Consider the following 18,922-nt stretch of genomic DNA (forward strand, 5'->3'; position numbering starts at 1 on the left):
TGGTGATCTCTGTGGGGCTAAGATCGACGAGTTAGGTTAGCCTTACCTGATCTTTCGGGGGTGCCTTGGCGTTGCGGCTCTACCTGACCGCGCTCAAACCGACCGATTCCGTGACGGACGGCTTCCTGCCGGCCGCGCGGGCGCTCGGTTGCGAGGTGACCGTCCTGACCGACCGCCCCGAGCGGCATCCGGACGCGGTGGCGTGCGACGTGCGCGACCCGCGCGCGCTGATCGACGCGATCGAGCACCTCGGCAGGCCGGACGCGATCTTCTCCAACTCCGACCACCTGCAGACGGAGACCGCGCTGGCCGCGTCGTACTTCGGGCTGCCGGGCAAGGACTGGCGGGCGTGCGCGGCGGCCAAGAACAAGTTCCTGATGCGGCGCAGGCTGCGCGAGGCCGGGATCGAGCAGGTCTTCTCCGTACGGCTGGGGCCCGGCGACCCGGTGCCCGACGTGCCCGGCCCGGTCGTGCTCAAGCCGCGCGAAGGGGTGGCCAGCGAGGACGTCATGCTCGTCGAGGACGACCTGGCCGGGGCGGTGGCGGAGGTCAGGCGGCGGCGGCCGGGCGAGGCGCTGGTCGTGGAGGAATACCTCGAAGGGCCGCTGCGCACGCTGGAGACGCTGGGCGACGAGGGCGGGCTGCGGGTGCTCGGCGGGTTCGAGACCACGCTCGGGCCGCTGCCGCACTTCGTCGAGGAGCGGCTCGACTGGGCCGGCGACGGGACTGCTCACGGGGCTGCTCACGGGGCTGCTCACGGGGCTCCCGGCGGGAGTCCCGGCGGAACTCCCGGCGGGACTGCCGAGGGGGCTGCCGAGGGGGCGCGCGAGCACGTGCTGGCGGCGCTGCGGGCGCTCGGGGTGGGGTTCGGGGCCTGCCACACCGAGTACGCGCTCACGCCCGCCGGCCCCCGCGTCGTCGAGGTGAACTACCGGGCGATCGGCGACCACTGCGACTTCCTGCTGGCCGACCTGCTCGGGGTGCCGCTGTTCGAGTGGATCCTGCGGGTGCACCTCGGGGAACGCGTGCCGGCCCTGCCCGTCCCCTCGCCGGCCTTCGGCTGCGCGGTCAGCCTCGTCGCCGACCGTCCCGGGACGATCAAGGAGGCGCCAGGCCACGAGACGGTGTCCACCGGCGGCGTACGGCTGTGGCACCGGCCCCTGCGCGCCGTCGGCGACGTCGTCACCCTGACCCGCACCAACCGCGACTACCTGGGCGTGGTGCGGGCCGTCGGACCCGACCGGGCGCGGGTGGAGGCGGCCGTCGAGGAGTACCGGGCCGCGCGGCCGTGGGTGGTCGAATGAGCTCCCGGGAGGCGTACCTGGCCGCCCGGGTGCTGAACGCGCTGCTCCGCGAGGACTACGGCGGGCTGGCCTCCCGCGTGACCAGGACCAAGGACGGCGTCGGGCTGCTGCTGGCCGACGGGCGGTGGGTGCGGCTCTCCCCCGGGCTGCTCTTCCAGGACTTCGTGGTCGCGGCCGACGAGCGGCTGGGGCTGGAGCAGGTGCTGGAGACGCTGGTGGAGGTCTCCGACCCGGCCGACTCCGAGGGCGTGGCGGCCTTCTTCGAGGAGTGCCTGTCGGCGCTGACGGCCATGGAGCTGCACGACGAGGTGGCGGAGTCGGTGCTGCGCGCCCGGCCCTCGTACGAGACGCTGGCCGCCTTCGCCGACCATCCGGTCTACCCGACGTCGCGGGCGCGGGTGGGGCTGTCCGAGAGCGACCTGCCGACCTACGCGCCGGAGTTCGCGCCCTCGTTCGAGCTGCGGTGGGCGGCGGTGCCGCGCCGCGCGCTCCTGCCGGGCTCCGCGCCGCGCCTGCCCGCCGACGTCACCCCCGCCGGGTCGTGGCGGGTCGGGGCGGACGAGGTGCTGTTCCCCGTGCATCCGCTGACCGTGGACGAGGTGCGGAAGGTGGACGGGGTGCGCGTGCTGGACGGCGCGGCCGTCACCGTACGGCCCACGCTGTCCATGCGGACCGTCGAGGTGAGCCCGCGCACGCACCTCAAGCTGCCCCTGCCCATCAGCACCCTGGGCGTCAGGAACCGGCGCTCGATCAAGCCCGCCGCCCTGGCCGACGGGGCCAGGGCTGAGCTGCTGCTGCGCGAGCTGGCGGACCCCGACGTGGTGCCGGCCGACGAGCAGACCTACGCGCACGCCGGGCACGAGCACCTGGCCTGGATGGTCAGGCGGCTGCCCGAGGGGAGGATCGTGCCCGTCGCCGCGCTGAACGCGCCCGGGGTGCTCGACGAGCTGGGCCCCGGCGTGCTGCCGGAGTACCTGCGGCTGCTGCTGCGCTGGAACGTGCGGCTCTTCGTCCGGTACGGCGTCGCGCTCGAGGCCCACCAGCAGAACCTGGCCCTGGTCCTCCAGGACGGCCGCCTGCGCCTGCTGGTCAAGGACAACGACGGGCTGCTGGCCTCGCCCGCGCGGCTGCGGGCCGCCGGGATCGAGGTGCCGCGCTTCGCCGACGAGCGCATGCTGACCGACGACCCGCACGCCCTGGCCGACGTGTTCGTGACGATCACGCTGCACCTGGCGGCGGCCGCCGTGGCGTTCGGCGCGCTGCCCCACGCCAGGGCCGCCGCGCTGCTGCGGGAGACCCTCTCCGAGGCACTCGCCGAGCACGGCGACGACCCGATGGCCAGGCTGCTGCGCGCCAGGACGCTCGGGGCGGCCAGGCTGACCGGTAAGTCCATGATCACCGCCGGGACGCTCATGTCCAAGGAACGCTCCGGCGCGCGTGACATCAACAAGTTCTACGGCACCAGCGGGCCGAACTACCTGAGGAGAGCGTGAATGCGAGGACTGGCCACCGAGGCGCCCTCAGGGGCCGCCGAGGCGCTGCCCGGGCCCGCCGGGACACCCCCGGGGCCGGGTGACGCGTTGCCCGGACCCGCCGAGACTTTCTCCGGACCCGCCGAGGCTTTCTCCGGACCCGGAGAGGCCTTCTCCGGGCCCGCCGAGGAGGCGACGCTGGCGGCGCTGCTGCGCTGCTGCGTGCGGGAGGTGGCCGGGCCGCGCGGGCTGGTGTGGCCGGCGCCGCCGTACCTGCTGCTGCGGGTGGCCGGGACGCTGCTGCGGGTCCGCGCCCACGGCGGGGCGGCGCTGCGCTTCGACGGCGCGCCCGAGCGGCTGGAGGCGGGCGCCTGGCGGCCGCTGGCCGCCGACGAGCTGGTCCGGCTGGTGGCGGAGGAGCTGCAGGGGCACAACGGCGAGTTCGCCGGGCAGGTCGCCGCCAGCAGGGCCGCCGTGGCGGCGATCCTGCGGGCCAGGGCCACGGCCGTGCCGCCCGCCGATCCGTGGCTGGCCTCGGAGCAGGCGCTGGTGTACGGGCACCCGTTCCATCCCAGCCCGAAGGCGCGGGGCGGGGACGGCTGGCTGGCGTACGCGCCCGAGGCGCACGCCGAGTTCCCCGTCAGGCTGCTCGGGGTGCGCGAGGACGTGCTGGCGGCGGGCGGCGACGCGGCGGCGCTGGACGGGATGGGGGTCGCGCCCGAGGGGTACCGGGTGTTGCCGGCGCATCCGTGGCAGCTCGCCCTGCTGGCGCCCGCCTTCGGGCCGGAGCTGATCGACCTGGGGCCGGGGCCGGTGGCGGTGCCGACCTCCTCCGTACGGACGGTGTACGTCCCGGACGCCGGGGTCTGCCTGAAGTTCTCGCTGGACGTCCGGATCACGAACTGCCTGCGCAAGAACGCCTGGTACGAGCTGGAAGGGGCGGTGGAGCTGACCCGGCGGCTGGAGGACGTCTTCGGCGCCGTCTCCGTCACGCACCCGGCCACCCGCTGGCTGCCCGAGCCGGGCTACCGCTCGGCCGCCCTCGGCGCCCGGCTGCACGAAGGGCTCGGCGTGATCGTCAGGCAGAGCCCCTGGGCCGTCTGCTCCCCCGGCGTGACCCCGGTCCTGGCGGCGGCGCTCACCCTGGAGCCGGCGGCCGGAGACCCGCTGGCGTGGTGGCGGACGTACGTGGCGGTGGTGGCGCTGCCGGTGCTGGAGCTGTACTTCACGCACGGCGTGGTGCTGGAGCCCCACCTGCAGAACGTCCTGGTCGGCCTGGACGCCGCCGGCATGCCCGCCGAGGCCGTCTTCCGCGACCTGGAGGGCGCCAAGCTCGTCGCCGGCCGGCACGACCTGGCGGGGCTGCACCCCGAGGTGGCCGCCGCGCTCACCTACGACGCCGAGCGCGGCTGGGCCCGCGTGGTCTACTGCCTGCTCGTCAACCACCTCACCGAGATCGCCGCGACGGTGGCGGGCGCGGACGACGAGCTGCTGCGCGCGTTGTGGCGGGAGGCGCGGGACCTGTTCACCCGGCAGGCCGCCCGCCTGGGCCGGCCGCTGCCCCTGTCGGACCTGCTGGCGGGGGCGCCGCTGCCGGCCAAGGCGAACCTGGGCGTGCGCTGGGCCAGGGCCGCCGACCGCGCCGCCGGGTACGTGCCGATCGCGAACCCGCTGGCATGATCGACGCGCGCGTCCAGGAGGCCGCTCTGAGCCTTCCCGGGCCTCCCGCCTACCTCTATGACCTGCCTGCCCTGGACGGCCACGTCGCGGCCGTACGGCGGGCTCTGGGGCCCACCGAGCTGTACTACGCCGTCAAGGCCAACCCCGACGCCGAGCTGCTGCGGGTGCTGGCCGGGCACGTGGACGGGTTCGAGGTGTCGTCGGCCGGCGAGCACGCGCACGTCAGGGGGCTGTTCCCGGGCGCGCGGCTGGCGCTGGGCGGGCCCGGCAAGACCGACGCCGAGCTGCGCCTGCCGCACCACCGCCTCCACGTCGAGTCGCCGAACGAGCTGCGCCGCCTGCTCGACGCGGGCGTGCGGGCCGACGTGCTGCTCCGGCTCAACCCCGGCCTGCCGGTCGAGGGCGCGGCGCTGACCATGAGCGGGCCGTTCGGGATGGACGAGGACGACGTGGCGCGCTGCCTGCCGCTCTTCGGCGACCGGGTGCGGCTGCGCGGCCTGCACGCCCACCTGGCCAGCGGGCTGGCGGCGGGGCGGCTGCTGGGGCTGGCGGAGCGGTTGCTGGCGCAGCCGTACGAGGAAGTCAATCTCGGGGGCGGGATGGCGGTGTCGTACGAGTCGCCCGGGAGCCGGTTCGACTGGGCGGCGTACGGGGCCGGGCTGGCCGCGCTGGGCCGGGGCCGGCGGCTGCGGATCGAGCCGGGCAGGGCGCTGACCGTCTACTGCGGCTACTACGTGACGAAGGTGGTGGACGTGAAGCGGGTGCGCGGGCGGGCGTACGCGATCCTGCTGGGCGGCACCCACCACCTGCGCACGCCGGCGACCAAGGGCCACGACCAGCCGTTGACCGTGCTGCCCACGGGCAAGGGCCCCGCGCTGGCGGACGAGCCGGTGACGTTCGTCGGCCAGCTATGCACCCCGAAAGACGTCTTCGCCGGAAATATCGTGACCTCGGTGGCCGTCGGGGACACGGTGGTGTTCGAGATGGCCGGGGCCTATGCCTGGAACATCTCGCACCACGACTTCCTCATGCATCCGAAGCCCGCTTTCCACTATCTGCGAGCCTGACCTTCTCGATGAGCGCGACCAGGCCGTCGGCGTCGAGCAGGTCGACCGGGCGCACGGTGCGGTTGGCGCGCACGTAGTGGAAGGCGGCCCCGACCCGCTCCAGCGGCACGCCCGCCAGGTGCGACCAGGCCAGCCGGTAGGCGGCGAGCTGCACGGAGGCGGCCCTGGCGGCCTTCTTGCCCCGCGGCGGCTGCCCCGTCTTCCAGTCGACGACCTCGTAGCCGCCGTCGGGCCGCTCGAAGACCGCGTCCATCCGGCCGCGCACCAGCCGGTCGGCGATCATGGTCTCGAACGGCACCTCGAGGTCCACCGGCCGCCGGTCGGCCCACTCGCTCTCCTCGAAGCGCTCCTGCAGCTCCGCCAGCCGCACGTCGGCCTCTTCGAGCTCCTCGTCGTAGAGCTCCAGGTCGTCGATCAGCCGCTGCTGGTCCCACCGGGTCTCCAGCCACTTGTGGAACGAGGTGCCCCTGCGGGCCAGCGGCGCGGGCTTGACCGGGACCGGCCGGCGGATCTTGCGGGCCAGCTCGCGCGGGTCGGCGGCCAGCGTGACCAGCGACGACACGGTCAGCTTCGTCGGCAGCTCGACCGTGGTGGCGGGCCTGCGGCGATGCAGCTCCCGCTCGCGCAGCAGCAGGTCGGTGTCACGCTCCCAGGCCCGCAGCCGCTCCTCTTCGTACGGCTTGAGCGGCTCGTCGTCGTCCTCGTCGGGCGGGAGGGTGCCGGCCAGGGCGTCCTCGACCAGGCGGGCGCCGTCGAGCACCGACTCGTAACGCAGCCCCTCGGGCGTGACCGGCCAGGTGGCCTCGGCCGGCTCGGCGAGCAGCGGGTTGGCCGCCCCCTCTTCGAGCTCCCCGGCCCAGAACGAGACGCGGTCGGCCGTGTCGCGGATCTCCAGCAGGAAGTCGGACGGCTCCAGCGGCTTGGTCGCGCTGCCCCAGCGGTAGCCGGAGGCGATCAGGTGATAGTGGGCCCTGGTCACGGCGACGTAGGCGAGCCTGCGCTCCTCCATCAGGTCGCGCTCGCGGCACTGCTCGTCGAAGACCGCCAGCTCCTCCTTGCTCAGCCCGCCCAGCCGGGGCAGGTCGGCCGCGTCGCCGCGCAGCGCGTAGGGGAGCTTGCGGGGATTCTCCGTCCAGCGGCTGTTCATCACCGGCGTGGCGGGGAAGATGCTGCCGGTCGCGATCGTGCCCTTGGAGCTGACGAGCTGCGACAGGCCGGGCACCACCACGACCGGCCACTCCAGGCCCTTCGAGGCGTGCACGGTCATCAGCTTGACGCTGTTGCTCTCGCCGACCCGGCCGGCCTCCAGCCCGAACTCCTCGCTCTCGGCCGCCTGCAGATAGGCCAGGAACGCGCCCAGCGTCGGGTCCTCCGCGTCGCCGGCGAAGCGGGAGGCCGCGTCGAGGAAGGCGTCGAGATCGGCGCGGGCCGCGAACGCCCCGGCCGTGCCGCTGCGCGCGGCCACCTCGATGTCCAGCCCCAGCCGCCGCTCGACCTCGCTGATCAGGTCGGGCAGCGGCTGCGCGGTGTGCGCGCGCAACTGGCGCAGCTCGTGGGCGAGCGCCACCAGCCGCGTGCGCGCCAGCGGCGAGAACTCCGCCAGCCACTCCTCCCGGTCGGGCAGCTCGTCCAGCGCGTCGACCAGGCTGCCCCGCTCCTCGGCCAGGTCGGCCACCACCTGGTCGAGCGGGTCCTCCTCGCGGTGGCTGTCGCTCAGCTCGCGGGCCAGCGTCCTGGCGTGCTCGCCCAGCACCCGCAGGTCGGCGGGGCCGATCCGCCAGCGCGGGCCGGCCAGCAGCCGGGCCAGCGCGTCGCCGGCCGTGGCGTCGTAGAGCACGCGCAGGGTGGCCACGATGTCGTTGACCTCGGGCACGGTCAGCAGGCCGCCCAGGCCCACCACCTCGACCGGGATGTCGCGCTCCTCCAGCGCCCGGCGCAGCGCGGGGAACTGCGAGCGCTTGCGGGCCAGGATGGCGATGTCCTGGGGCTGCAGGGCGAGCGTCTTCTTGCGCTCCTTCTCCCCCCAGGGCAGGCCGTCGGGGGCCGTCTCCTGGCCGAGCAGCTTGTGGATGCCGTCGGCGATCCACCTGGCCTCGTCTTCGGCCGTCTCGTGGAAGGCGCAGGTGACGCGGCCCCGCTCGACCCGGTTGGGGCCGGGGACCAGCACCGGCACCTCGCGCGCCTCCATGCGCAGCGGAAGCTGCACGCGGGCGGCGACGTCGAGGACGCGGTCGCCGTTGCGGAAGCTGACGCTGAGCTGCCGGACCGGCGCCGGATCGCCCGCGGCCGTGCGGAAGTCGCGCGGGAAGCGGCGCAGGTTGCCCGACGACGCGCCGCGCCAGCCGTAGATCGACTGGCACGGGTCGCCCACGGCCGTCACCGGGTGGCCCCCGCCGTACAGGGAGCGCAGCAGGACGAGCTGGGCGTGGCTGGTGTCCTGGTATTCGTCGAGCAGCACCACCGAGTAGCGGGCCCGCTCGATCTCGCCGACCTCCTTGTGGTTGGCGGCGATCCTGGCGGCCAGCGACATCTGGTCGCCGTAGTCGATGACCTCGCGGGCGCGCTTGAGCCGTTCGTACGCCTCCACCAGCGGCAGCAGCTGGGCCCTGGCGGCCTGCACGCTGACGGGCTTGCGCTGGGCCAGCGTCGTGCGGCCGGGCAGCGCGGCCAGCCGCTCCTCCAGCCACTCCCCCGCGCGCCGCACGTCGGCGGGCGAGCGCAGGTGCTCCGACAGCTCGCCCGCCAGCTCCAGCAGCGCGGCCGTCACCGAGGGCGGGCCCAGCTCGATCTTGTCCATCGGCCCGTCGTACATCGCCACCACCCGCGAGGCGAGCTGCCACGACACGGCCGGCGTGACCAGGCGCATGGTGGGCTCCAGCCCCTCGCGCAGCGCGTGGTCGGTGACCAGGCGGGCGGCGTAGGCGTGGTAGGTGGACACGGCCGGCTCGGTGTCGAGCGCGCCCGGCTCGACCAGGCCCGCCTCGGCCAGGCCGTTGAGCCGCTCCCTGACCCGGGTGGCCAGCTCGGCGGCGGCCTTGCGGGTGAACGTCAGGCCCAGCACGTTCTCCGGCTTGACCAGGCCGTTGGCGACCAGCCAGACCACCCGGCCGGCCATCGTCTCGCTCTTGCCCGAGCCCGCGCCGGCCATGACGACCATCGGCTCCAGCGGAGCCTCGATGACCGCCGCCTGCTCGGGGGTGGGCGGCAGGATGCCGAGCTTGCCGGCGAGTTCGGCGGGGGTCAGCACACCTGGCCCCCGTTGTCGTTGACCGGGCAGCTCGCCCTGGCCGCGCAGGTGCGGCAGCCGTCGTTGACCTTGGCCTGGAAGAACGGCCCGGACATGCCGATCGCCACGGTGTCGACCAGGTCCTTGGCCCAGCCCGGGTCCTTGTCCTCGCCCAGCGCGCCCTGCTTCTGCTCCAGCGCGTCGTTCTTGCCCGCCGCCTTGCCGACCTGCACCAGCGCCGCGCCGCCCGGCTCGGTCATGCCGTGCCTGGCGAAGGCGCCCAGCAGCGCGGCGAGCTGGTAGACGCCGAGCTGCGGATGGCGCTCGATGTCGCCCGCCTTGGGCTTGGAGCCGCCGGTCTTGAGGTCGATGATCACCGCGCGGTTCTCGGAGTCGCGCTCGACGCGGTCGACGCGGCCCTTGATCTGGACGCCCTCCGACACCATCGCCGTGAACGCCTCCTCCAAAGCCACCAGCTCGCGTGGATTCTCCTTGTGCCAGCGCAGGAACTTGCCGATCATCTGCTCGGCCACCTGGCGCTGCTTGCGGTTGTACCAGACCCCGCCGAAGTCGAGGTCGTTCCAGATCTGGTCGAGGCGGTCGCCCAGCAGGTCCTCGCTGGGCAGGTCGGTGGCCGCCAGGACGGCCAGGGCGTGGATGATGTTGCCCAGGCCCTGGGCGGTGCTGGTGCCCGCCGCGCCGACCGCCGTCTCCAGCAGCCAGCGCAGGCCGCACTTGGTGAAGCTCTCGACCGCCGACGGCGAGATGCTCACGACTCCGTCGGGCCAGCTCAGGGGGCGGTCGTCGGAGATGGGGGTCAGGGCGTACCAGTCGTTGGGGTGGGCGCCCTGCACCCCGGCGGCGGCCAGCCGGGCGAGCTGCCTGGCCGCCTTGAGACGGAGCCTGCGCGGCTTGGTCGGGTCGGTCACCGCGCTGCGCAGGTCGGCGACCAGGGCCGGCATGTTGAGCCAGCGGGCCCGGTCGTCCACCGTGGCCGACTCCACCGCGCCCGGCATCAGCTCCGACAGGAACCTGGACGGGCGCTCGTCGGTGTCCTCGCCGCCCACGGCCGTGACCACCAGCCTGCGCCTGGCCCTGGTCGCGGCCACGTAGAACAGCCTGCGCTCCTCGGCCAGCATCTTGGAGACCAGCGAGGTCTTGTTCGGCTCGCCGCCCTCGACCACCTCGACGAGGTCCTCGACGCCCAGCAGCGAGCCGCGCAGCCGCAGGTCGGGCCAGACGCCCTCCTGCACGCCCGCCACGACCACGACGTCCCATTCGAGGCCCTTGGAGCGGTGGGCGGTCAGCACGCGCACGGCGTCGCCGTCGGGGGCCCGGTCGGCGAGGGTGTCGCCCGGGATCTCCTGGGCCGCCAGGTCGTCGATGAACACCTCCGGGCCCGCCATGGGCATCCGGTCCACGAACCTGGCCGCGTGGTCGAACAGGGCCACCACGGCGTCGAGGTCGCGGTCGGCCTGGGCGCCCCGGGGGCCGCCGGCCAGGCTCTGCTCGCTCCAGCGCGCGGCCAGGCCGCTCGCGTCCCAGACGGCCCACAGGAGGTCTTCGGCGGTGCCGCCCTCGCGCGCGGCCTCCCGGGCGGCGGCCAGGAGCTTGGCGACGCGCTCGGCCGGCAGCGCGACGTGGGGCTCGACGCGGGTCAGCTCGCGGATGTCCTTGACGGCGGCGACGAGCAGCTCGCCGGACGAACGCGCCCGGAAGGCCAGCCCCTCGACCTCCTCGGCCGTCGCCTCGGACACCTCCCCGCCGTCCGGGCCTTTCGGCTCGTCGCCGGGCTCCCCATCGTCCGTGCCGGTCGCCTCGGTGGGGTCCTCGGTGGGGTCCTCACTGGGGTCCTCACTGGGGTCCTCGGCGGGGTCCTCAGTGGGGTCCTCCGTGGGGTCCTCGGTGAAGGCTTCAGTGAGGGCTTCGGTGGGGTCCTCCGTGGGGTCCTCGGTGAGGGCTTCGGTGGGGTCCTCGCCGGCGGCCGGGGTGCGGGCCTCGCCGGCGGCCACGCTCATGGCCTCGTTCTCGGCGATCTTGAGGGCGCGGCGGAGGCGGCGTACGCCGATCATGTCGGTGCCGCCCAGCGGCCCCGTCAGCAGCTCCTCGGCCACCCCCTCGTCGAGCTGGGACGGATCCAGCGCCACGCGCAACATCGTGAGCAGCGGCCGCACGCCCGGCTCCTGCGCGATCGGCACCTCGTCACCGGCGATCATCGTCGGCACCCCGGCGTTGACCAGCGCCCGCCGCAGCAGCGGCACCTGCCGCCGGGCCGAGCGCACCAGCACCGCCATGCGATGCCACGGCACGCCGTCGATCAGGTGGGCCCGCCGCAGCGTGTCGGCCACGATCGCCGCCTCCTGGCTGGTGCTGTCGGCCAGCAGCACGCGCACCTCGCCGGGGTCGGCGTCGGGCAGCGGCAGCAGGTCGCGGTGGCCGTGGCGGAGGTCGGCACGCCGGTCGGGCCACGCGTCCGGCCAGTCGTCCGGCTCCTGCCCGGGCTCCTGCGTCGGCGCGGGGGCGACCGGCAGCTTGACCGCCACCCGGCGGGAGGCCTCGATCAGGTCGGCCCCGCTCCTGCGGCACACGCGCAGCGCCAGCACCGGCGCCTCGCGGCCGTCGCGGGTCTTGAACCGCTCGGGGAACTTCATGATGCCCTGCACGTCGGCGCCCCGGAAGCCGTAGATCGACTGGTCGGGGTCGCCGACCGCCACCAGGTCGCGGCCGTCGCCGGCCAGCTGGCTCAGCAGCAGCTCCTGCGCCGGGTCGGTGTCCTGGTATTCGTCGACGAAGACCACGTCGTGCGCGGCCCGCTCGCGCTCGCGCACCTCGGGCGAGGCCAGCAGCGCGGTGGCGGCCCCGACCAGCTCGGCGTAGTCGTAGGTCTCCTCGGGGGCGAGGTCGAAGCGGTCCTGGTAGCGCTCGGCGAAGCGCCCCGCCGCCACCCAGTCGGCGCGCCCGTGGATGCGGCCCAGCGCCACCAGGCGCTCGCCGTCGAGGCCGCGCTCGTTGGCCCGGGACAGGAAGTCGCGCAGCTCCTCGGCGAAGCCGCGGGTCTTGAGCGGCTCGCGCAGCGACTGCGGCCAGTCGGGCGCGCCGTTCTCCAGCTCGCCGTGGAGCAGCCGCCGGATCTCCAGCAGCTGCTCGGGCCCGGTGAGCAGGCGCGGCGGGGCCTTGCCCGCGAGCACGGACTCGCGGCGCAGCAGCGCGTAGGCGTAGGAGTGGAAGGTCATGGACACCGGCGTGCGCGTGGTGCGGCGCAGGCGGCCGGTGACCCGCCGGCGCAGCTCCTCGGCGGCCTTGCGGCTGAAGGTGAGGATCAGCACCCGCTCGGGGTCGACGCCGCGCCGCTCGATGCGGTCGACTACGCTCTCCACGATCGTGGTCGTCTTGCCGGTGCCCGGACCTGCGAGGACGAGGAGGGGGCCGCTCTTGTGCGCGACCACGGCACGCTGGTGCTCATCCAGCTCAGGGGGCACATCGGGCCCCCCGCTGCTTCTCCGCACCAACCGCCAGGTCTGAGCACTCACAGCACTAGATTCCACCAGACCACAGGGGTAGATCGTGCCGACTTGCCCGCTCTCCCCCAGCAATCCGCCTACGCTATCGGGGCAAATGTGCGTTTTTCTCGTGACACGCCGGGCGCTCTGTTCGCCGGCAGCGTCACGGTCGCCCGCTCCCGGCCACGCCGCTCACGAGGGGGAACGGCGCCGCGCGAGGCGGTTGTGAGGTCGGGCCGCCTACGCAGCGTGCGGACCTGTAACGTTGGGTCAACACATCCTCGTGCAGGGGTTGGTCTCATGCGCTGGCAGGTCCACTCTGAGAAGTCGCTCTACCTCGACCAGTGGCTGGACGTCCGGGTCGCCGACGTGGAGCTGCCCGACGGGCGTCGTCTCGATCACCGGCTCGTGCGCATCGCGCCGGCCGCGGGGGCCGTCGTCACCGACGACAAGGAGCGCGTCCTGCTGATCTGGCGGCACCGCTTCATCACCGACACCTGGGGCTGGGAGATCCCGCTCGGGCAGGTCGACGAGGGCGAGCCGCCGATGACGGCGGCGGCGCGGGAGGTCGAAGAGGAGACCGGCTGGCGTCCGGGGCCGCTGCGGCCGCTGCTGTCGATCCAGCCCAGCAGCGGCTTCTCCGACAGCCTGCACCACGTCTACCGCGCCGAGTCGGCCACGCACATCGGGCCGCCCTCCGATCCCTGGGAGGCGGAGCGGGTGGAGTGGGTGCCGCTGCCCCACGTGCGCAAGCTCGTCGGCAGCGGCGAGATCGTCTGCGGCACCAGCGCGTCGGCCCTGCTCTACGTGGTCATGGAGCGGCTGACCCGCGGGGCCGCGCCGCCGTCCGGCCCCGGGACGGGAGCCGGCGACCTCTCCTGACCTCCGCAGGGCCAGGAGAGGGCTCTTTCGCGGGCGGGTCAGGAGAAGAGCCGGTCCACCACCCTGGCCGTGGCCTTGCCGTCGTCTCTGGGCGCGAACGTGGCGCGGAAGGCGTCGTAGCGGTCGGCGTGGGCCGCCGCCACCTCGTCGATCGAGCGCAGCGCCTCGACCACCTCGGCCGACGTCGACAGCAGCGGGCCCGGCGCCTGCTCGGGCAGGTCGATGTACAGGCCCCGCTTGCTGGAGTATTTCGCCAGGTCGTAGCCGTAGAGGACGATCGGCTTGCCGGTGCTGGCGAAGTCGAACATGACCGAGGAGTAGTCGGTCACCAGCACGTCGGCCACCAGCAGCAGCTCGGCGATGTCGGGATAGGTGGTGACGTCGCGGGCGATGTCGGGGACGGCGGGCGCGGCCTGCATCGGGTGGGCGCGCACCAGGATCTCGTGGTCGGCGCCCAGCGCCTGGCGGGCCTTGGCGAGGTCGAGCTTGACCATGGCGTTCTTGCGGTCGTAGTCGCGCCACGTCGGCGCGTACAGCACCACGCGCTTGCCCTCGGCCAGCCCCAGCCGCTCGCGCACGGCCCGCGCCAGCTCGTCTCTGTCGGGCGAGTGGAGCACGTCGTTGCGGGGCAGGCCGCTCTCCAGGACCTCGCCCTTGTAGCCGAACGCCTTGCGCAGCACCGGCGTGGCCCAGGGCGACTGCGACAGCAGCAGGTCCCAGCCGCGCACCTCGGCCGCCTGGCGGTGCCAGATCGGGGGCCGCGGGTCGCGCTGCATGTGGGGCTGGTCGTTGCCGATGAGCTTGGCCGGCGTGCCGTGCCAGGTCTGCAGCACCACCTGGTCCTCGCGCGCCCTGAACCAGGTCGGCAGGAACGAGTTGGTGATGACGTGGCGCGACCTGGCCAGCGCCTCGTGGTGCTCGCGGCTGCCGGCGCGGACGGCGGTGGCGCCGCCGGGCGGCACGAAGGCGCCGTCCTTGACGATCCAGATGTGCTCGCGGTCGTCGCCCCTGCGCAGCCGCTCCTCGTAGATGGCGCGGACGCTGTCGGCGTAGAGGCGGCCGTCGTTGACGACGTAGACGGTGCTGTCGCGCAGCGGCTCGGTGCGCTGGGCGGGGTAGAAGACGCGGCGCAGCACGTGGGTGCCCGCCACGCCGCGCTCCTGCGCGGGCCGGTCCTCCTCGGAGGTGATCACCGGCACGTCGAAGCGGGTCGAGATCATCCGGTAGACGTGGCCGCCGAGCGTGCGCGGCTCCTCGTCGAGGCCGGCCAGCGCCGCGTGGTCCATGCGCAGCGGGACGATCTCGCCGGACGGGTGGCGCAGCGACAGGTTCCAGGTGCCGGAGGCCAGCGGCACGGGCTCGCCGAAGCGGTCCATGGACGCGGGCTCGACGCGTACGGAGAACTCCTCGCCCGACCGGTCCATCGGCAGCAGGTAGGACAGCCCGGACCGGTGGCGCAACGTGAGCGTGCGGGGGCCGGGAGCGTCGGGGTAGTGGCCGCGCAGGACCAGCGCGGAACCCTCCCAGACCGCGGAGGTGATCACCGGCCGGATGCGGTGGGCGGAGACGACGACCCGGTCGCGGCGGTCGCCGAGCACGGTGATCTCGCGGTCGCCCACGGGCGTGCGGGTCTCGGCCGCGTCGCCCAGCATGACGGAGGCCGCCGGGTCGCCCTTGGGCTCGACCCAGAGGCGCCGGCCGTCCTTCTCCTGCAGCAGGGCGGGCACGGCGAGGCCGACCACGACCTGCGTGCCGTCGCCCGACGGCGTGAAGTCGGCGGCGATGCGGTGGCCGCCCAGCCTGGCGTGGCCCTTGGTGACCTGCCGGCCGGGCAGGAAGATCTTCAGCTCCAGGCGGTCGCCGTCGAGCGTCACGCCGGTCAGCTCGGCCCGGTTGGGCTGGAGCACGACCTGCAGCGCCCGGTCGGAGGTCCAGACGGGCCGGATCCACCAGCCGGGCTTCACCTTGAGCCCGGCGGGCCGCTCGGGCCGGCCGATGGAGGAGCCGCGCAGCAGGCCGGTCGCCCGCGCGCCCCGGCTCCAGAAGACGATCTCGGCCCGCCACGTCGTGGCGTCGGGCACGGAGGGCCGGTGGCGCATGCGCCGGCGCACGCCGGACACCACGGCGCGCACCGCGCCGCGCCAGCGCAGCGGCCACGGACTCAGCTCGGCGGTGAAGCCGGACCAGTCGTAGTTGCAGCCCGGCTCGCGCGCGCCGTGGGTGGCCTCGGGGGCCAGCACGCGGCGGGTGCGCATGCGGATGGGCGGCAGCCAGCGCGGGCCGCGCAGCACCACGGTCGCCCGGTTGAACCTGCGGCTGCGCACCGACAGGCCGGCCAGGTAGGCGAAGCCGCGCACGCGCAGCTTGCCGTCGGCCCAGACGATGTCGTCGATGTGGGTCACCGGCACCAGGTCGGCGCGCCGCAGGCGGTAGAGGCCGGCGGGCAGCTCGTCGCGGAAGGGCAGGTCGGCGTACCAGCTCAGGCCCTTGCGGATGCGCTTGGACGGCTCGGCCGCCGCGGTCACCACCTTGACGAGCGTCTCGCCCTCGACGAGCTCCTCGTCGGGGCGGTGCTCGATCAGGTGGCAGATCACGCGGCGCGCGACCGGCAGGTCGCGTTTGACGGCCGGGTCGACGCCCGCGAGGTAGGGGCGCACGAGGTCGAGCATTTCCCGCCGTCGGGGGGCGCCGCGTTTGATCGCCAGGTCCATGCGCGCCCCGAGGGGGCCGCTGAGCGCCTCGGCGTCGAACGCCGCGTCGCGACCGCCTGGGCCGACCGCTCGCATGACCGCGTCGAAGGGCTCGCCACGATCGCAGAGATCCTGGACAGCCTTCAGGCGGTCGGCGAGCGAATCGCTGCCCTGGCTCTGGGCTGTGACGCCGGTGGCCATGGGGAGGCACCGCCTTTCGGGCCGCCATCAGTGTTGTGCCCATGGTAATGGGCGTCACATGTCACCAATGCGCACGATCGGTGAAACCGCAGGTCAGCAGGGTTACTGAGAATCGGCTGAACGCCCGTCCCAGCGGGCCTGGCGCATGTCCACCCGTTCGCCGCGCAACGGGGTGCCCTCCTCGCGCCAGTGGGTCAGGCATCGTCGCAGGTGGTCGGGGGCCGCGGCGGTGCCGTCGGCGTGGACGACGCGCCACCAGGGCACGCCGCCTCCCCAGGTCGACATGACCTTGCCGACCTGCCGGGGGCCGCCCTCGCCGAGATATTCGGCGATGTCGCCGTAGGACATGACCTTGCCGGGCGGGATGCGTTCGATGAGGTCGAGCACTCGCTCGGCGAAGGGGTTCACGGGCTCCACGCCGCCGGCCCGGCGTCGATGATCTCGTCGAACTTGCCGATCTCCACCACGCCGCCCGCCTGGGCGACCTCGATCACGCCGTCGCGCAGGACGTACAGCTCGCCGTCCTCGCCCACGAGCCGGGCGCCGAGCGCGGCGGACAGGCGCAGGAGCTGGGCCACCTGCCAGTCGGAGCCGGGCTCGCCGACGAGCCGGCCCTCCCAGCGGGCCACGGGGTGCACGCCGCCTCCGTGGCCGGTCACGATCTCGTCGGATCCGCGCAGCTCGAAACCGGCCGGCGCGATGGCCTTCGCGAGCTCCGCGAAGGCGAGTGGCGACTCACGCACCACCCGCAGCTCGTATCCCATGACGGGGGACCCTAGCGGATCTTCACGCATCGAGAAACCTGTTCGCGAACAGTCGGGTCATCACCGTTGTGCCTGGTCGGGTCCGTCATTCCCGGCGCTGGTTGAGCACGATGATCGCGCCGCAGAAGATGACCAGCGACACCAGCACGCCGCCGCCGTACAGCCACAGCCGCAGCGGGTCGGGGCCGGGCCGGGTCGGCACGGGCGAGTCCTCGCCCCGGCCGAAGTGCTCCATGCCCGGGGCGACGCTGCGGGTGGTGCCGGTGAGCCGCTCGGCGGCGTTCAGCGCGGCGGCGGCGTCCACGACGCCGAACCCGGTCCGGTCGTCGTATCCGGCGGCGGGCCGGCCCCGCGCGCCGGACGCCAGCGCGCGGGCGACCTGCTCGGGCGGCAGGGACGGGTGGCGTGACTTGATGAGCGCGGCCACGCCGGCCACGAGCGCGGCGGCCGAGCTGGTGCCCTCCGACAGCTCGTAGCCGCTGTCGCGCTTGAGCACCGGCACCCCCACGCCCGGCGCGGAGACCAGCACGGACAGGTTGTCGCTGCTGAACGTGGCCTGCCTGCCCTGCTTGTCGGTGGCCGCCACGCCGATGACGCCGGGGTAGCCGGCCGGGAAGCTCCAGTAGGAGGTGCCCTTCTCCTTGGCGTAGGGCGTCTGGCCGTCGTTGCCCACGGCGGCGACGAGCACCACGCCCTTGCCCAGCGCGTACGAGACGGCCTCGCGCTCCGACCGCAGCGGCCCGTAGGAGCCGATGGACATGCTGACGACCTGGGCGCCGTTGTCGGCGGCGTACCGCAGGGCGCGGGCGAGCGGGCTCTCCGCGGCGGCGCCCTCCCCTTCGAGCGGCGGGACGGCGAAGCCGGGCTCGTCGTCGATGACCATGGGCAGCGACAGGATGCGCGCGGCCGGGGCGACGCCGATGAGGCCGTCGTCGGCGCCGGAGCCGGCGATCAGCCCGGCCATGGCGGTGCCGTGCCTGCCGGGCGGCAGCTCGCGGGCGACCGCGCCCGAGGTCATGTCGGGGCCGGCGCTGACGCGGCCCTTCAGCTCTTTGACCTCGCCGTCCACGGCGCTGTCCACGACGGCGACGGTGACGCCCTCGCCCTTGGTGACCGACCAGGCCTGCTCGACGTTGAGCGCGTCGAGCACCCACTGCTGCCGCTCCCTGACGGGTTCGGCGGGGGCGGCGACGGGGGCGGTGAGGGTGAGCAGCGCGGCCGTGGCCACGCGTACGGCGGTCAGCACACGTTCCCCTGGGTGCAGGGCGGCACCTTGGGCGGGTCCGCGAGGAAGTAGGCGATCTGGTTGCCGATCGACTTGGCGGCCGGCCACAACTCGCTGTGCAGGATCTCCTCGGGCGGGATCGCGGCCCTGGTGCGCCCGTCGGCGTAGCCGCCGGTCGAGAAGACGATGTACGGCCCGGCGCCCACCCAGCCGGTGCGCTGCCGCTGGTCGGGCCCGAAGCGTTCGGAGACCGTGCCGGGGAAGGCCACCGGCAGCACGCCCACCCGGTCGTCCTGGGTGAGCTCCTCGCCGGCCGAGACCCTGGACGCCTCGTCCTTCAGCACGGCCACGCCGACGGTGAAGACGAAGGTGGCCGTCTGGTCCATGTAGGTGGCGCGCAGCAGCGTCACGCAGCCGTGGCTGCGCAGCACGCCGGCCACGGAGGCGTCCACGCCCTTGGCGCAGTCGGTCTCGGGGGCGATGCCGACGCGCCTGGCGTACTGCTGGGCGCGGTCGAGCCCGAGGTATTTCACCTCTTCGGGGAAGACCCCGGTGGCCGGCCACGCCTGCCAGCGGCGGGCGATCTCCTCTTGCTTGTACTGGTTCTGCTCCTCGGACGTCAGCGGGCGCGAGCGCGTCTCGGCGAACAGCCCGACCGTGCCGAGCAGCACGACGACGGCCGAGACGGCGATGATGACGCCGAGCAGCGCCACGAAGATCCGCCGGTAGCGGATGCCCTGTTGCAGCGTGAGCAGCTCGGCCCGCTCCTTGGCGGCCGTGCGCCCGCGGGAGCCCGCCGCCGGCCACGAGCGCACGCGTGAGCGGCGGCCGGTGCCGAGCGGGTTTCCCCGTCCCGGCGTGGCTTCCCCCCCGGCGCGCGGTAGCCCTGTGGTCGACCTACGTCCCTTCAC

At 74.2% G+C, this 18,922-nt stretch carries 12 protein-coding genes; 5 read left to right on the plus strand and 7 right to left on the minus strand.

Annotated elements, in window-relative coordinates; translation table 11 throughout:
• Positions 1-65: 65 nt before the first annotated feature.
• Genes IO39_RS31355 through IO39_RS31370 form a run of 4 tightly spaced genes read left to right on the plus strand, consistent with a single transcriptional unit; the run spans position 66 to position 5,523 of the window.
• On the plus strand, positions 66-1,304 hold the full coding sequence (locus IO39_RS31355) for a siderophore biosynthesis protein (protein WP_342671456.1): 1,239 nt from the start codon (positions 66-68) through the stop codon (positions 1,302-1,304).
• Positions 1,301-2,797, plus strand: coding sequence for an IucA/IucC family protein (locus tag IO39_RS31360; RefSeq protein ID WP_043630557.1), 1,497 nt, complete (start codon positions 1,301-1,303; stop codon positions 2,795-2,797). The genes IO39_RS31355 and IO39_RS31360 overlap by 4 nt, the downstream gene beginning before the upstream one ends.
• Positions 2,798-4,456: an IucA/IucC family protein gene (locus tag IO39_RS31365; protein ID WP_084773795.1), complete on the plus strand. Its 1,659-nt coding sequence runs from the start codon at positions 2,798-2,800 to the stop codon at positions 4,454-4,456.
• Positions 4,453-5,523 (plus strand): type III PLP-dependent enzyme domain-containing protein, encoded by a 1,071-nt coding sequence (locus IO39_RS31370; protein ID WP_043630559.1) that lies wholly within the window; start codon positions 4,453-4,455, stop codon positions 5,521-5,523. Before IO39_RS31365 ends, IO39_RS31370 begins: the two co-directional genes overlap by 4 nt.
• Here the strand turns inward: IO39_RS31370 and IO39_RS31375 are convergent.
• Positions 5,483-8,770, minus strand: coding sequence for an ATP-dependent helicase (locus IO39_RS31375; protein WP_043630561.1), 3,288 nt, complete (start codon positions 8,768-8,770; stop codon positions 5,483-5,485). The two genes, IO39_RS31370 and IO39_RS31375, sit on opposite strands and share 41 nt — an antisense overlap.
• On the minus strand, positions 8,764-12,228 hold the full coding sequence (locus tag IO39_RS31380) for an ATP-dependent DNA helicase (RefSeq protein ID WP_043630564.1): 3,465 nt from the start codon (positions 12,226-12,228) through the stop codon (positions 8,764-8,766). Before IO39_RS31380 ends, IO39_RS31375 begins: the two co-directional genes overlap by 7 nt.
• A gap of 321 nt (positions 12,229-12,549) precedes the next feature.
• On the opposite strand from IO39_RS31380, the gene IO39_RS31385 reads away from it, so the two are divergent.
• The gene (locus IO39_RS31385) at positions 12,550-13,131 is read left to right on the plus strand and encodes an NUDIX hydrolase (protein ID WP_052423600.1); all 582 of its coding nucleotides are present in this window, start codon (positions 12,550-12,552) and stop codon (positions 13,129-13,131) included.
• 38 nt (positions 13,132-13,169) lie between these two features.
• Here IO39_RS31385 and IO39_RS31390 read toward each other — a convergent pair whose 3' ends face one another.
• The 5 genes from IO39_RS31390 to IO39_RS31410 all read right to left on the minus strand — a co-directional run bounded on the left by IO39_RS31390 (position 13,170) and on the right by IO39_RS31410 (position 18,826).
• Entirely contained in the window at positions 13,170-16,022 is a 2,853-nt protein-coding gene (locus IO39_RS31390) for a CDP-glycerol glycerophosphotransferase family protein (RefSeq protein WP_245642414.1), read from the minus strand.
• Positions 16,023-16,124: 102 nt separating this feature from the next.
• A complete protein-coding gene (locus IO39_RS31395; protein ID WP_043630567.1) occupies positions 16,125-16,439 on the minus strand; it encodes an MGMT family protein in 315 nt (104 codons plus the stop codon).
• The gene (locus IO39_RS31400; RefSeq protein WP_043630569.1) at positions 16,427-16,786 is read right to left on the minus strand and encodes a hypothetical protein; all 360 of its coding nucleotides are present in this window, start codon (positions 16,784-16,786) and stop codon (positions 16,427-16,429) included. Before IO39_RS31400 ends, IO39_RS31395 begins: the two co-directional genes overlap by 13 nt.
• 85 nt (positions 16,787-16,871) lie before the next feature.
• Entirely contained in the window at positions 16,872-18,032 is a 1,161-nt protein-coding gene (locus IO39_RS31405; protein WP_043630571.1) for a S8 family serine peptidase, read from the minus strand.
• The gene (locus IO39_RS31410) at positions 18,026-18,826 is read right to left on the minus strand and encodes a hypothetical protein (protein ID WP_052423601.1); all 801 of its coding nucleotides are present in this window, start codon (positions 18,824-18,826) and stop codon (positions 18,026-18,028) included. Before IO39_RS31410 ends, IO39_RS31405 begins: the two co-directional genes overlap by 7 nt.
• Between the last annotated feature and the right edge of the window lie 96 nt (positions 18,827-18,922).

The sequence above is a fragment of the Nonomuraea candida genome (genome assembly GCF_000725485.1).
Lineage (GTDB): Bacteria > Actinomycetota > Actinomycetes > Streptosporangiales > Streptosporangiaceae > Nonomuraea > Nonomuraea candida.

What these genes read in the sequence shown, in the direction of transcription:
- IO39_RS31360 (WP_043630557.1), top strand. Translation starts at nt 1,301, where the DNA reads ATGAGCTCCCGGGAGGCGTACCTGGCCGCCCGGGTGCTGAACGCGCTG.
- IO39_RS31365 (WP_084773795.1), top strand. Translation starts at nt 2,798, where the DNA reads ATGCGAGGACTGGCCACCGAGGCGCCCTCAGGGGCCGCCGAGGCGCTG.
- IO39_RS31370 (WP_043630559.1), top strand. Translation starts at nt 4,453, where the DNA reads ATGATCGACGCGCGCGTCCAGGAGGCCGCTCTGAGCCTTCCCGGGCCT.
- IO39_RS31385 (WP_052423600.1), top strand. Translation starts at nt 12,550, where the DNA reads ATGCGCTGGCAGGTCCACTCTGAGAAGTCGCTCTACCTCGACCAGTGG.
- IO39_RS31390 (WP_245642414.1), bottom strand. Translation starts at nt 16,022, where the DNA reads ATGGCCACCGGCGTCACAGCCCAGAGCCAGGGCAGCGATTCGCTCGCC.
- IO39_RS31400 (WP_043630569.1), bottom strand. Translation starts at nt 16,786, where the DNA reads ATGGGATACGAGCTGCGGGTGGTGCGTGAGTCGCCACTCGCCTTCGCG.